The sequence below is a fragment of the Nocardioides sp. genome (assembly GCF_036274455.1).
Lineage (GTDB): Bacteria > Actinomycetota > Actinomycetes > Propionibacteriales > Nocardioidaceae > Nocardioides.
Window position 1 is genome coordinate 1 of sequence record NZ_DASUFR010000001.1, and the last position, 13,169, is coordinate 13,169.

At 73.0% G+C, this 13,169-nt stretch carries 12 protein-coding genes; 9 read left to right on the plus strand and 3 right to left on the minus strand.

Annotated elements, in window-relative coordinates:
* The first annotated feature begins 150 nt into the window (after positions 1 to 150).
* The 9 genes from gatC to VFV89_RS00045 all read left to right on the plus strand — a co-directional run bounded on the left by gatC (position 151) and on the right by VFV89_RS00045 (position 10,822).
* Positions 151 to 453 carry an Asp-tRNA(Asn)/Glu-tRNA(Gln) amidotransferase subunit GatC gene (gene gatC, locus VFV89_RS00005; RefSeq protein ID WP_329703830.1) on the plus strand — a complete coding sequence of 101 codons (303 nt, stop codon included), beginning with the start codon at positions 151 to 153 and terminating at the stop codon, positions 451 to 453.
* Entirely contained in the window at positions 450 to 1,973 is a 1,524-nt protein-coding gene (gene gatA / locus VFV89_RS00010) for an Asp-tRNA(Asn)/Glu-tRNA(Gln) amidotransferase subunit GatA (protein ID WP_329703831.1), read from the plus strand. Before gatC ends, gatA begins: the two co-directional genes overlap by 4 nt.
* The gene (gene gatB / locus VFV89_RS00015) at positions 1,970 to 3,493 is read left to right on the plus strand and encodes an Asp-tRNA(Asn)/Glu-tRNA(Gln) amidotransferase subunit GatB (protein ID WP_329703832.1); all 1,524 of its coding nucleotides are present in this window, start codon (positions 1,970 to 1,972) and stop codon (positions 3,491 to 3,493) included. Before gatA ends, gatB begins: the two co-directional genes overlap by 4 nt.
* Positions 3,494 to 3,722: 229 nt before the next feature.
* Complete coding sequence (locus tag VFV89_RS00020; protein WP_329703833.1) at positions 3,723 to 5,285, plus strand: hypothetical protein; 1,563 nt, start codon at positions 3,723 to 3,725, stop codon at positions 5,283 to 5,285.
* 2 nt (positions 5,286 to 5,287) lie between these two features.
* A complete protein-coding gene (locus tag VFV89_RS00025) occupies positions 5,288 to 6,262 on the plus strand; it encodes a hypothetical protein (protein WP_329703834.1) in 975 nt (324 codons plus the stop codon).
* 91 nt (positions 6,263 to 6,353) lie between these two features.
* Positions 6,354 to 7,172, plus strand: coding sequence for a hypothetical protein (locus VFV89_RS00030; RefSeq protein ID WP_329703835.1), 819 nt, complete (start codon positions 6,354 to 6,356; stop codon positions 7,170 to 7,172).
* A gap of 28 nt (positions 7,173 to 7,200) precedes the next feature.
* Positions 7,201 to 8,283, plus strand: a complete 1,083-nt coding sequence (locus VFV89_RS00035) for an energy-coupling factor transporter transmembrane component T (RefSeq protein WP_329703836.1) — start codon at positions 7,201 to 7,203, stop codon at positions 8,281 to 8,283.
* The gene (locus VFV89_RS00040) at positions 8,280 to 9,851 is read left to right on the plus strand and encodes an ABC transporter ATP-binding protein (RefSeq protein ID WP_329703837.1); all 1,572 of its coding nucleotides are present in this window, start codon (positions 8,280 to 8,282) and stop codon (positions 9,849 to 9,851) included. The genes VFV89_RS00035 and VFV89_RS00040 overlap by 4 nt, the downstream gene beginning before the upstream one ends.
* Before the next feature lie 74 nt (positions 9,852 to 9,925).
* Positions 9,926 to 10,822 carry an ECF transporter S component gene (locus VFV89_RS00045; protein WP_414690328.1) on the plus strand — a complete coding sequence of 299 codons (897 nt, stop codon included), beginning with the start codon at positions 9,926 to 9,928 and terminating at the stop codon, positions 10,820 to 10,822.
* On the opposite strand, the gene VFV89_RS00050 is transcribed toward VFV89_RS00045, so the two are convergent.
* The 3 genes from VFV89_RS00050 to VFV89_RS00060 all read right to left on the minus strand — a co-directional run bounded on the left by VFV89_RS00050 (position 10,803) and on the right by VFV89_RS00060 (position 13,145).
* On the minus strand, positions 10,803 to 11,945 hold the full coding sequence (locus VFV89_RS00050) for a PQQ-dependent sugar dehydrogenase (protein ID WP_329703838.1): 1,143 nt from the start codon (positions 11,943 to 11,945) through the stop codon (positions 10,803 to 10,805). The two genes, VFV89_RS00045 and VFV89_RS00050, sit on opposite strands and share 20 nt — an antisense overlap.
* Positions 11,945 to 12,856 carry an alpha/beta hydrolase gene (locus VFV89_RS00055; protein ID WP_329703839.1) on the minus strand — a complete coding sequence of 304 codons (912 nt, stop codon included), beginning with the start codon at positions 12,854 to 12,856 and terminating at the stop codon, positions 11,945 to 11,947. The genes VFV89_RS00050 and VFV89_RS00055 overlap by 1 nt, the downstream gene beginning before the upstream one ends.
* An 82-nt stretch (positions 12,857 to 12,938) precedes the next feature.
* Positions 12,939 to 13,145, minus strand: coding sequence for a hypothetical protein (locus tag VFV89_RS00060; RefSeq protein WP_329703840.1), 207 nt, complete (start codon positions 13,143 to 13,145; stop codon positions 12,939 to 12,941).
* Positions 13,146 to 13,169 lie beyond the last annotated feature (24 nt).

The following is a 13,169-nucleotide window of genomic DNA, read 5'->3' on the forward strand; positions in this document are numbered from 1 at the left end:
GGGGCGCCCCGGCTCGGTTGCTTTGCTTGGGCACTCCGGCTCGAGGCTCGTCGCTGGCGCTCCTCGCACCTCACCCACCGTGGGTCGCCGGGGCCGCACGGGCGGCCAACGGCGAACAAACCGAGTGCGCCCATCCATAGGATGAAAGGCATGCCCGAAGCGCTCTCCCGCGACGAGGTGGCCCACCTGGCCGACCTCGCCCGGATCGACCTCTCCGAGGCCGAGCTCGACCACCTGGCCCCTCAGCTGTCGGTGATCCTCGAGTCGGTCGCGTCGATCCAGGGCGTGGCCGGTGACGACGTGCCGCCGAGCTCCAACCCGCTGCCGCTGACCAACGTCTTCCGCGAGGACGTCGTCGAGGACTGCCTGACTCCCGAGCAGGCGCTGTCGGGGGCCCCGGCGCAGGAGGACCAGCGGTTCGCGGTCCCGCGGATCCTCGGGGACGAGCAGTGAGCGCCGACCTCAGGAGGTCGGCGGGCGAGCTGGCCGGCGACCTCGCCTCGGGCGCGACCACCAGCGTGGAGCTGACCCAGGCCTGCCTCGACCGGATGGGCGAGGTGGAGGGGGCGCTGCACGCGTTCCTCGTGGTCGACGACGAGGGGGCGCTGGCGGCAGCCCGGGCCTCCGACGAACGGCGGGCGGCCGGCCGGCCGGCCTCGCCGCTGGACGGCGTGCCGATCGCCATCAAGGACGTGCTGGCCACCGAGGGCCTGGCCACCACCTGCGGCTCCCGGATCCTCGAGGGCTGGGTCCCGCCGTACGACGCGACGGCGGTCGCCAAGGTGCGGGCCGCCGGCCTGCCGATCCTGGGCAAGACCAACATGGACGAGTTCGCGATGGGCTCCTCCACCGAGCACTCGGCGTACGGCACGACCCACAACCCGTGGGACCTCGACCGGGTCCCCGGCGGCTCCGGCGGCGGGTCCGCGGCAGCCGTGGCGTCCTTCGAGGCCCCGCTCGCCCTCGGCACCGACACCGGCGGCTCGATCCGTCAGCCCGCCGCGGTCACCGGCACCGTGGGCGTGAAGCCGACGTACGGCGGCGTGTCCCGCTACGGCTTGGTCGCGCTGGCCAACTCCTTCGACCAGATCGGCCCGGTCACCCGCACCGTGCGCGACGCAGCGCTGCTGCACACCGTCATCGGCGGCCACGACCCCAAGGACGCCACGTCGCAGGACCACCCGCTGCCCGACCTGGCCGGTGCGGTCGAGCAGGGCGCGAGCGGGGATCTCACCGGGGTGCGGATCGGCGTGGTCACCGAGCTGGGCGGCGAGGGCTACCAGGCCGGTGTCCTCGAGCGGTTCGAGGAGTCGGTCGACCTGCTGGTCAAGGCCGGTGCCGACGTGGTCGAGGTGTCGTGCCCGCACTTCGTGCACGCGCTCGCGACCTACTACCTGATCCTCCCGGCCGAGGCGTCCAGCAACCTGGCACGCTTCGACGCGATGCGCTATGGCCTGCGCGTCGAGCCCGAGGGTGTCGAGGCGCCCTCGGCGGAGGAGGTCATGCGGGCCACCCGCGAGGCCGGGTTCGGCGACGAGGTCAAACGCCGCATCATCCTGGGCACCTACGCGCTCTCGAGCGGCTACTACGACGCTTACTACGGGCAGGCCCAGAAGATGCGGACGCTGATCATCCGCGACTTCGACGCGGCCTTCGCGCAGGCCGACGTGCTGGTCTCGCCCACCGCGCCGACCACGGCGTTCCCGATCGGCGAGAAGGTCGATGACCCGCTCGCGATGTACCTCAACGACCTGGCCACCATCCCCGCCAACCTGGCCGGCGTGCCGGGCATCTCGGTCCCGAGCGGCCTGGCCGACGAGGACGGCCTCCCGACCGGCGTCCAGGTGCTCGCTCCGGCACTCGCCGACGACCGTGTCTACCGGGTCGGCGCGGCCCTCGAAGCGCTGCTGCTGGAGCAGTGGGGCGGCCCGCTGCTCGGCAAGGCACCGGCCCTGGACGGAGAGACCCGATGACGATGACCGCTGACGACAAGGGCGCCCTCGTCCCCTTCGACGAGGTGCTCGAGCGCTACGACCCGGCCCTCGGCCTCGAGGTGCACGTCGAGCTCAACACCGCGACCAAGATGTTCTGCGGCTGCCCCGCGGCGTTCGGCGGCGAGCCCAACACCCACGTCTGCCCGACCTGCCTCGGCCTGCCCGGGTCGATGCCGGTGGTGAACCGGAAGGCGGTCGAGTCGGCGATCCGGATCGGGCTGGCGCTCAACTGCCAGATCGCCGAGTGGTGCCGCTTCGCGCGGAAGAACTACTTCTATCCAGACATGCCGAAGAACTTCCAGACCTCCCAGTACGACGAGCCGATCTGCTTCGACGGCTGGATGGACGTCACTCTGCCTGATCAGGAGGGCGACGGCGAGACCGTCCGGGTCGGCATCGAGCGCGCGCACATGGAGGAGGACACGGGGAAGTCGACCCACGTGGGCACCACCGGCCGCATCCACGGCGCCGACTACTCGCTGGTCGACTACAACCGCGCCGGGATCCCGCTCATCGAGATCGTCACCAAGCCGATCCTCGGCACGGGAGCGAAGGCGCCGGCCGTGGCCCGCGCGTACGTCTCCCAGCTGCGCGACCTGATCGTGGCGCTGGGCGTGTCCGAGGCCCGGATGGACCAGGGCAACCTGCGCGCCGACGTCAACCTCTCGCTGGCGCCCAAGGGCTCCGGGACGTTGGGCACCCGCACCGAGACCAAGAACGTCAACTCCTTCCGCTCGGTCGAGCGGGCCGTGCGCTACGAGATGCAGCGGCACGCCGCGGTGCTCGACTCCGGCTCCGGCGTACTGCAGGAGACCCGGCACTGGCACGAGGACACCGGCATCACCACGAGCGGCCGGGAGAAGTCGGACGCCGAGGACTACCGCTACTTCCCCGAGCCGGACCTGGTGCCGATCGCGCCGTCGCGGACGTGGGTCGAGGAGCTGCGCGGCACGCTCCCGGAGAACCCCACCGAGAAGCGTGCCCGGCTGCAGGAGGAGTGGGGCTTCAGCGACCTGGAGATGCGTGACACCGTCGGCGCCGGCGCGCTCAGCCTGGTCGAGGAGACCGTCGCCGCCGGCGCGGCTCCCCAGGCGGCCCGCAAGTGGTGGCTCGGCGAGCTGGCCCGCCGGGCCAACGACCAGGGAGTCGAGCTGGCGGACCTGAGCGTGAGCCCTGCCGACGTGGCGCGGGTCCAGGCCCTGGTCGACGAGGGCGCGATCAACGACAAGCTGGCCCGGCAGGTCTTCGACGGCCTCTTCGCCGGCGAGGGAACGCCGGACGCGATCGTGGCGGCCCGCGGCCTCGCGATCGTCTCCGACGACGGCGCGCTCTCGGCCGCCGTCGAGGCCGCGATCGCGGCCAACCCCGACGTCGCGGACAAGATCCGCGACGGCAAGGTGGCCGCCGCCGGCGCGCTCATCGGCGCGGTGATGAAGGAGATGAGGGGCCAGGCCGACGCCGCCCGGGTCCGCGAGCTGATCCTGGAGAAGCTGGGCTGACGGGCACGCGGTAACCTGCTCGGGCACAACTCCATTCATCACGCCCGCCGTGGGGGAAGCCGGTCCAAGTCCGGCGCTGACCCGCAACCGTAGGCGCGCTCACCCCCGCAGTCCCGGGGAGGAACGTGCGAGCCGGAGCACCCGCTGCGACGCGTCCTGATCTCACGCTGTCGAGGAAAGCAGCGGGTCGGCTCCCGAGCCCTCCCGTTGTGCAGCGGGAAGGAACCTCATGACCAGCACCACCCTGCGCCGGCTCGCCGCTGTCTCCGCCGGCTTCGCACTCGCGGTCTCCGGGCTCGGCACGTCGCCGGCGTCCGCCGACCCGTCCCCGGCCGGCGGCTCGGCCGCGGGCTGGATCACGGGCAAGCTCGTGAACGGCCAGCTCTTCCCGGAGGGCTTCAACAACGGCTTCAACATCGATGCCGGCCTCGCCGAGCTGGCCATGGGCAACACGGCCGCGGTCGGCCAGATCCGCGATGCCCTCGCGGGCTCGATCAACGACTACATCGCCTTCGAGCCGGACGACCCGGGCAGCACCTACGCCGGGCCCACCGCGAAGGCGCTGTCGTTCGTCGTCCGGAGCGGTGGTGACCCCACGTCGTTCGGCGGGGTGAACCTGGTCAGCCGGCTGGAGGCCACCGTGAGCTCCGCCCCAGCGACGGCCGGGCGGATCGCCGACATCAGCACCTTCGGCGACTTCGCCAACACCATCGGTCAGTCGTTCGCGACCCAGGGGCTCGCGGCCGTCAACAGCCCGAAGGCGGCCTCGGTGCGCGCGTTCCTGCTCAAGCAGCAGTGCCCGGACGGAGAGTTCCGGCTGGCCTTCTCCGACCCGGCCGACCCCCAGCAGGGCTGCATCACCAACCCGGCCGCACCCACCGGTCCGGACGTGACCGCCTACGCCGTACTCGGCCTCCAGGACCAGTACGCCGACCCGATGGTCAAGGCCGCGGTGGACAAGGCGGTCGCCTGGCTGCGGTCCATCCAGGCCGCGGACGGGTCCTTCACCGACGAGGACAGCAAACCCAACAGCAACAGCACCGGACTCGCGGGTGCGGCCCTGGGCCAATCGTGCGCGGTCGACGCGGCGACCAGGGCGGCGGCCTGGATCCGCGGCGTGCAGGTGCCCCCGGGGCAGACCGGTCCGCTCGCCGGTGACGTCGGCGCGGTGGCGTTCGGACCTGCCGAGCTCGCGGCGGCGCAGTCGGCCGGCATCACCGACCTGCAGCAGTGGAAGGTGTCGACGGCGCAGGCCACCCCGACGCTCGCCTGGGACCCCGCGGCTCCGGCGACCGTCCAGGTGAAGCCCCCCTCGAAGTTCGTCAAGGGCGGGAGTCACGTCCGGGTGAGCATCACTGGCGTCGCGAAGGGCGAGCGGGTCTGTGTCAGCGACTCGACCGGGGGGAGCGCCGCCCTGACCGGGACCGGTGCTGCGCTGAGCTACGAGGTCACGACGGCCCGCAAGGGCGGTGACGTGACCGTCACCGCGACCACCGGACCGGGCAAGGCCACCGGCACCGTCAAGGTGCTCGGCAAGGCGCGGCTGAAGCCGAAGCTGGCCAAGACCGTGCACCGGGGCCACCGCGCGGCGGTCACGGTCAAGAAGCTGGGCGCGAAGGAGAAGGTCAGGCTCTACGTCGACGGCAGGCTCGTGGCCAGGGGCAAGGCCAACAAGAAGGGCGTCTTCAAGGGCGGCTTCGCCGCGAAGCTCAAGGTCGGCAAGCACAAGCTGAAGGTGGTCGGCCAGTTCAAGAACCGCACCGGCACCGCCGCCTTCCGGGTGGTCGGCTGACGATGCGGTCCCTCACCGCCCGCCTGGCCGCCGCGGTCGTCACGACCGCGGCGGCCGGGGTGGGCATCGTCTCGGGCACCACCGCACCCGCCACCGCGGCCGCCTGCTCGGGGTCGTCCGGCGTCACCGTGGTCGTCGACCACGGGGCGCTGGGTGGCGGCATCGAGCAGGTGTGCAGCGCCTCCGGCGGCGGCAAGGCCGCGTCGTCCATCTTCGAGGGCGCCGGCTTCTCGCTCACCTACGTCCAGCAGCAGCCGGGCTTCGTGTGCCGCATCGACGGTCAGCCGTCGTCCGACCCCTGCGTGCGCACCCCGCCCACCAACGCCTACTGGGGACTCTTCTGGTCCGACGGCAGGTCGGGCTCGTGGAGCTACGCCTCGGTCGGGGCCGGGTCGTTGACGATCCCCGACGGCGGCTACGTGGGCTTCGCCTGGCAGAACGGCGGCCAGCACGCTCCCGGCGTACCGGCCACCGCACACTCCAGCAGCCCGTCGCCGACGCCCTCCACGGCACCGTCCCCAACCTCCGGCGGCGGAAGTGGCGGTGGCGGCAACGGCGGCAGCGGCGGCGGGAACGGCGGCCATCACTCGGCCGGACCGACACCCAAGCCGTCGACCAAGCCCACCAGCAAGCCCACCAGCAAGCCCACCAGCAAGCCGGACAGCACGCCGTCGGCCGGCCCGACGACGGTGCCGCCCGCCACGGACGAGGCGGGAGCCGACGCCACCGGCTCGGTGACGCCGACGCCCACGCCCACACCGACGGACCCGGCGAGCCTGCCCGCCACGACCTCCCCTGCGGCCACCGCCGCGACGTCCTCCTCCGACGTCGCGCCCGCGTCGGTCACCTCGGAGGCGGACGAGCCCGGCACCGGCGGGTCGCTGCCCGTCTGGGTGGTCCCGGCGGTGCTCGGAGTGCTGGTCTTGACCGGTCTCACGCTCGTGCTTCTGCGGCGCCGGCACCGGCCTAGCCCATAGATGTTGCGTTTTCCTGACGAGGCATTTCGAGTGCTGTACTTTCCAAGTCCGGGGCTTATCCATCGTCCGTCATGGGGCCAGGGAGGGCGTGGTGAACAGGACCTTGGCGTACGTCGCCCGCATCGCCGTCGCAGCGTTGCTGGGCCTCGCCGCGTGCCTGGTGGCCTGGTGGCCGCAGAGCGCGTCCGGGTCGGGCGGCGTCGCGGGCGTCGCACCGGCTGCGGTCCTGCCGACCCAGATGACGCCGACCGCGGCACCACCACCGCCACCGGATCCGCCGCAGACCCAGGCTCCGCCGCCGAAGCCCACCAAGAAGCCGACCAAGAAGCCGACCACGAAGCCTCACCAGAGCGGCTCCAACCACCACCAGGCGACCCACAGCTCGGGCAACCACAACAGCGGCGGCAGCCACAACAGCGGGTCGAGCTCGAGCGGCAACCACTCCTCGTCGAGCGGGCACACCTCGTCCGGCTCGAGCAGCCCGCCCTACGTCCCGCCGAGCACGCCCAGCGCGACGCCTCCCGCGCCGACCACGTCGCCCACCAAGGCACCGACGAAGGCTCCGACGAAGGCACCGACCACGCCGGCCGCTGCCGTGTCGACCGAGGCCGTGGCTCCGGTCGTCACCGCGAGCACCGACCCGAGCGACTCCGCGGCCGCCGAGTACGACACCTACCTGAGCAGCTCGGAGCCGGTGGAGACGACGAGCGCTCCGGTGTGGGTGGTGCCGGGGATCCTGCTGGTGCTCACCTCGATGCTGGCTCTGCTCGGTGGGGTGCTCGGCCGGGGCAACCGGCCGATGCTGGCCCGGGTCAGGTCCTCCTCCCGCAACGACGAGCGACCGGCCCCACCGCCGCCACCGGAGCCCCCGAGCATGTTCAAGGCGGCCCCGAGGGCGGACGCGCAGTAGCCCCGCCGCGCTCCGGGAGAATCGCCCGGTGAGTGGCGCGCGGCTGCCCCGGGACCTGCATCCCGTTGCCTGGTGGGTCTGGGCCCTCGGCCTCGCGACCGCGGCGTCGTTCACGACGAACCCGCTGGTACTGCTGACCCTCGCCGGCGTGGCGACCGTGGTGGTGCTGGCCCGGCGCTCGGAGCAGCCCTGGGCAGCGACGTTCCGGGTCTACGTCGTGGTCGCGGTGGTCGTGGTGGCGACGCGGGTGGCGTTCCGGGTGCTGCTGGGCGGTGGTGAGCAGGGCGGCAGCGTGCTGCTGGACCTCCCGGAGGTCCCGCTGCCCGACTGGGTCCTCGGGCTGCACCTTCTGGGACCGGTCACGCTGGAGTCGCTGCTCGCCGGCCTCTACGACGGCCTCAGGCTCGGCACCATCCTGGTCTGCGTCGGCGCGGCCAACGCGCTGGCCAACCCCAAGCGGCTGCTCCGTTCGGTGCCGGCGGCCCTGCACGAGATCGGGTCGGCCCTGGTGGTGGCGGTGATCATGCTTCCCCAGCTCGTGGAGAGCGCCCGGCGGGTCCGGTCCGCCCAGGCCCTGCGCGCGGGCGACTCCCGCCGCACCGGCCGGCTGCGCCGCTACCTGGTCCCGGTCCTCGAGGGCGCCCTCGAGCGGTCGCTCAGCCTGGCCGCGGGCATGGACACCCGGGGCTACGGCCGCTCGGCCGGCGCCCCGGCAGGTGAGCGCCGGCTCACCGGGGGGCTGATGCTGCTCGGCGTCTGCGGGGTGGCGGTCGGGGTCTACGCCGGGCTCGACCACACCGCGCCCCGGGTGCTGGCCACGCCGATGCTGGTCCTCGGCGTCGCCGCCGCGGTGACCGGCCTGGTCCTGGCCGGGCGCCGGGTCGGCCGGAGCCGCTACCGCCCCGACCCGTGGCAGTGGCCGGAGCTGGTGGTGATGGCCTCCGGCGTCACGACCGCGGTCATCGCCTGGTGGGTCTCGCAGCACCAGCTGCTGGTGGCCTATCCGGGGCTGACGTCGTTCCCGCCGGTGACGCCCGCAGCGCTGGCCGGCTGCCTCGTCGGCCTGATCCCGGCCGTGGCCGCACCCGAGCCCCGGGTGGTGCTCGCATGAGCCTGCTGGAGCTGCGCGACATCTCCTTCTCCTACGACGACGTGGCGGTGCTCTCGGACGTGACGCTCTCGGTCCCGGAGGGCGAGCTGGTCGTGGTGACCGGCCCCACCGGCTCGGGGAAGTCCACGCTGCTCGGCGTGGTCACCGGTCTGGTGCCGCGCTTCTCGGGCGGCACCCTGCGCGGCGACGTGCTCCTCGACGGGGTCTCGGTGCTCGAGGCGCCACCGCGTGAACGGGCGCACCTCGTCGGGTACGTCGGGCAGGAGCCGCTGGCGGGGTTCGTCACCGACACGGTGGAGGAGGAGCTGGCCTACGGGATGGAGCAGCTCGGGCTGCCGCCGGAGACGATGCGGCGGCGGGTGGAGGAGACCCTCGACCTCCTCGGCATCGCCGACCTCCGCGACCGTGACCTCAAGACCCTGTCCGGCGGACAGCAGCAGCGCGTGGCCATCGGCTCGGTGCTGACCATGCACCCGCGGCTGCTGGTGCTCGACGAGCCGACGTCGGCGCTCGACCCCACCGCGGCCGAGGACGTGCTGGCCACCATCACCCGCCTGGTCCACGACCTCGGCGTCTCCGTGCTGCTCGCCGAGCACCGGCTGGAGCGGGTGGTGCCCTTCGCCGACCGGCTCTGCCTGGTCAGCGACGGGTCGCTGGTCGTGGGAGACCCGGCGTCGGTGCTGGCCACCTCGCCCGTCGTACCCCCACTGGTCGAGCTGGGCCGCGCCGCGCGGTGGTCGCCACTGCCGCTCACCGTGCGCGACGCCCGGCGCCGCGCTGCGTCGCTCTCGCTGCCCGCGCCCCCGGAAGACCTGCCGGCCACGGCTCCAGCGGGAGCGGTGGTGAGCGGACTGACCGTCGTGCACGGCCGCACCGTGGCGCTCCGCGACCTGTCACTGACCCTGCAGCGGGGGCGGGTCACCGCGCTGATGGGCCGCAACGGCTCGGGCAAGTCGTCTCTGCTGTGGGCCCTGCAGGGCAGCGGCCCGCGGCGGTCCGGGACCGTGGCCGTCGGCGGGAGCGATCCGGTCGACCCGGCCTCGCTGCGGCCGGCCGAGCGTCGTTCGGTGGTCGGGCTGCTGCCGCAGGAGGCCGCCGACCTGCTCTACCTCGAGACCGTCGACGAGGAGTGCGCGGCCGGTGGGGACGGGACCCGGGCCATCCTGGACTCCCTGGCACCGGGCATCCCGGGCGACCAGCACCCGCGCGACCTGTCGGAGGGTCAGCGGCTCTCGCTCTCCCTCGCGCTGGTCCTCGCGTCCCGACCGCCCGTGGTGCTGCTCGACGAGCCGACGCGCGGTCTCGACTACCGGGCCAAGCGCGTCCTGGCCGCGGCGCTGCGAGGACTCGCGGCCGAGGGCCGCACCGTGCTGGTGTCGACGCACGACGTGGAGTTCACCGCCCTGGTCGCCGACGACGTGGTCGTGCTGGCCGAGGGCGAGGTCGTCTCCTCCGGACCGGTGCGCCGGGTGGTGGCCGAGTCACCGGCGTTCGCGCCGCAGGTGACCAAGGTGCTCGGCCCGCCGTGGCTGCGGATCGACGAGGTCGTCGGGGTGCTCGTCCAGTGATCACCCCACGGCGTTCTTCGTCTCCCCCGCTCCGCTCCTCCGGCGAACAACGCCGCGGGGACCCCGAAAAGCAGGTGAACGCCGTCCCGCTCTCGCTCCGCTCGGCGGTGATCCTCACCGTCGCCTCGCTGGGTGGGCTGATGATGATGGTCTGGCCGTTGCTGCTGCGGGTCCAGCCGACCGAGCGGGTGGACCCGCCGTTCCTGTTCCTGGCCCTGCTGCCCGTGGTGATCGCGGTGATCCTCTCCGAGCTGAGCAACGGCGGTCTCGACACGCGCGTGCTGGCGGTGCTGGGGGTGCTGTCGGCGCTGATCGCGATCCTGCGCGGCCTCTCGGCCGGGACCGGCGGCGTCGAGCTGGTGTTCTTCCTGCTCGTGCTCGCCGGACGGGTGTTCGGAGCGGGCTTCGGCTTCGTGCTCGGGGTGACCTCGCTGTTCGCCTCGGCCCTGATGACCGCCGGGGTCGGTCCGTGGCTGCCGTTCCAGATGCTCGTCTCGGCCTGGGTCGGCATGGGCGCCGGGCTGCTGCCCCGCCGGGTCACCGGCCGGGCGGAGATCGCCATGCTCGCGGCGTACGGCGTGGTCGCGGCCTACGCCTACGGGCTCCTGATGAACCTGTCCGGCTGGCCGTTCCTCCTCGGGGTCGTGGTGCCCGGGCACGAGCAGACGCCGCTGTCGTTCGACCCCTCGGCGCCGCTGACCGAGAACCTGCAGCGGTTCGCGGCCTACACGCTCATCACCTCGACCGGGTCCTTCGACACCGGCCGCGCCCTCACCAACGCGGTCGCCATCGTGGTCGTCGGCCCGGCTGTGCTCGCCACGCTGCGCCGGGCCGCCAAGCGCGCCACCGTGGTCGGCACCGTCGCCGCGCGCCCCGGGGGAGCGGTGGCCTCGCAACCTCCGTCCACAGGGAGAGTGGTTGCAGACCCACCGCCACCCGAGGAGGCGAAGGTCAACCGCCGGTCGGGCTGATCTCGAGGATCCGGTCGTCGCCGTCCTGGGGGTCGCCGCGACCGTCGCGGTTGCTGGTGGTGACCCAGAGGTTGCCGTCGGGGGCGACGACCACCGTGCGCATCCGGCCGTACTCGCCGACGAAGTACGCCTCCGGCTGGCCGGCGGCCTGGTCGGCGCCGGTGCCGATGACCGGGACCTTCCAGAGCCGGGCGCCGCGCAGCGCGCCGAGCCAGAGGGCACCGTCGGCGTAGGCCAGCCCGGAGGGCGAGGCGACGTCGGTGTCCCACGTGGCCTGGGGGTCGGTGTAGCCCTCGGACGCACCCCCGGAGCCCTCGTGGATCGGCCACCCGTAGTTGTGGCCCGGCTCGATCTTGTTCAGCTCGTCGAAGGTGCTCTGGCCGAACTCCGACGCCCACAGCTGACCGTCGACGAAGGCCAGCCCCTGGACGTTGCGGTGACCGAAGGACCAGACCGGCGAGTCGCCGAAGGGGTTGCCCGGCGCCGGCTTGCCGTCCGGGGTGAGCCGGAGGATCTTGCCGCCCAGGGAGTCCCGGTCCTGGGCGAGGTCGGAGTCGCCGGTCTCGCCGGTCGAGGCATAGAGCATCCCGTCGGGCCCGAACGCCAGCCGGCCGCCGTCGTGGATCCCGCCGAGCGGGATCCCGGTGAGGATCGGCGTGGTGTCACCGAGCCGGTCGCCGTCGAGCTCGGCGGTCACGATCCGGTTGTCGTCGTCGCTGCTGAGGTAGAAGTAGAGCTTGTGGTCCTGGTCGAACGACGGTGAGACGGCCACGCCCAGCAGCCCGCCCTCGCCCTGCGGTGCGGCGTCGCCGACCGTGCCGACCTCGGTCACGGCGTGGTCGTCGCCGTGGATGAGCAGCACCCGGGCCGAGTCGCGCTCGGTGACGACGGCGTCACCGTCCGGGAGGAACCCCAGGCCCCACGGAACCTCGAGGTCCGTCGCGACCGTGCCCACCACCACGGGCTCCGGACCCGAGGCGCCGGCGGTCGCGGTCGCGCTCGGCGTGACGTCGGAGCTGTTGGTCACCTCGACGGTCACCTCGTCGCCACCCTGCGTGCACCCTGCCAGGCCGAGGGTGACGAGGGCGGCCACAAGGGCGGCCACAAGGGCGGTACGGCGCATCAGAGCCGGTCCAGGAACTCCAGGAGCAGGGCGTTGACGGTGTCGGGCCGCTCCAGCTGGATGAAGTGGCTGCCCTCGAGCTCGACGTAGGTCGACTCCTTGGTCCGCGCCGCGGCCGAGGCCATGTCGCGGGCGCCCGCGAGGACGTCCCACCGGCCCGCGACGAACGCGGTCGGCACCGAGATCCTGCTGAGCGAGACCCGGCCGTGCTCGGAGGTGGCGATGGCGAGGTGCATGTACCACTCGATCGGGGTGACCAGGAACTCCCGCACCGCGTTGACGGCCCCCTCGGGGTCGATCACCGGGAACATGAACCCGCTGTGGCTGAGCACCGCGATCCCACGCGGCCCGACCGGCAGCCGGGTGCTCACCGGCGTGATCACCCGGCCGGCCACCTTCAGCGCCCGGGCCACGTTGACGGTCAGGCTCCGGGCGACCAGGCGCGGCAGCTTGAACGGCGCCAGCATGGTGGCGAAGGTGTCACCGGGGACGCCGGCCACCGCGAACAGCCCGGTGACCCGCTCGGGGTGGCGGAACGCGAGCTCGAACATCGTGTTGACCCCCATCGACCAGCCGATCACCGGCGCCTGGTCGATGCCGAAGTGGTCCATCACCGACAGTGCGTCCTCGACGAACGCCTCGATCCCGCAGTGCGCCGGGTCCTCCGGACGGTCCGAGCCACCAGTGCCACGGTGGTTCCACGACACGATCCGGACCCCGCAGTCGGGCCGCAGGAACGCCGGCCACCACCAGGGTCCGGTCCCGAGCCCGTTGCACAGCAGGACCGTGGGGCCGTCGATGAGGCCCTCGGCGTCGTTGGTCCACGCGGTCAGTCGGGTCCCGTCGTCGGAGAGGACGTCGCGGTAGGCGATGCTCGGCGCCGGCGCCACCCGCGCCGCAGAGGTCGGCATGCTCCGATTCTGCCGGAGCAGGGGTCGCCGACCCGGCTGGACGTGCCGGGTTGCGCCGATACCGACAGCAGCGGCGGGAGGGTCAGCGGCGGGGCGCCACCGCCACCTGGAGCACCTGCTCGCGAGACTTCAGCGACGCGAAGAAGGCGTCGACGTCCTCCCGCTCCGCTCGTCTCGCGGCCAGTGCGGTGCTCGCGATCATCGCGTTGCGCCGGGCCCCCAGCTGGGACTCGACCGACCACGCGCTGACGCGGCCGAGGAGGGGGTTGAACGGGTTGAGGGAAGGCATGACAAGCACTCCTGGGCGGGAGAA

What these genes read in the sequence shown, in the direction of transcription:
- gatC (WP_329703830.1), top strand. Translation starts at nt 151, where the DNA reads ATGCCCGAAGCGCTCTCCCGCGACGAGGTGGCCCACCTGGCCGACCTC.
- VFV89_RS00020 (WP_329703833.1), top strand. Translation starts at nt 3,723, where the DNA reads ATGACCAGCACCACCCTGCGCCGGCTCGCCGCTGTCTCCGCCGGCTTC.
- VFV89_RS00055 (WP_329703839.1), bottom strand. Translation starts at nt 12,856, where the DNA reads ATGCCGACCTCTGCGGCGCGGGTGGCGCCGGCGCCGAGCATCGCCTAC.
- VFV89_RS00025 (WP_329703834.1), top strand. Translation starts at nt 5,288, where the DNA reads ATGCGGTCCCTCACCGCCCGCCTGGCCGCCGCGGTCGTCACGACCGCG.
- gatB (WP_329703832.1), top strand. Translation starts at nt 1,970, where the DNA reads ATGACGATGACCGCTGACGACAAGGGCGCCCTCGTCCCCTTCGACGAG.
- VFV89_RS00050 (WP_329703838.1), bottom strand. Translation starts at nt 11,945, where the DNA reads ATGCGCCGTACCGCCCTTGTGGCCGCCCTTGTGGCCGCCCTCGTCACC.
- VFV89_RS00040 (WP_329703837.1), top strand. Translation starts at nt 8,280, where the DNA reads ATGAGCCTGCTGGAGCTGCGCGACATCTCCTTCTCCTACGACGACGTG.
- VFV89_RS00060 (WP_329703840.1), bottom strand. Translation starts at nt 13,145, where the DNA reads ATGCCTTCCCTCAACCCGTTCAACCCCCTCCTCGGCCGCGTCAGCGCG.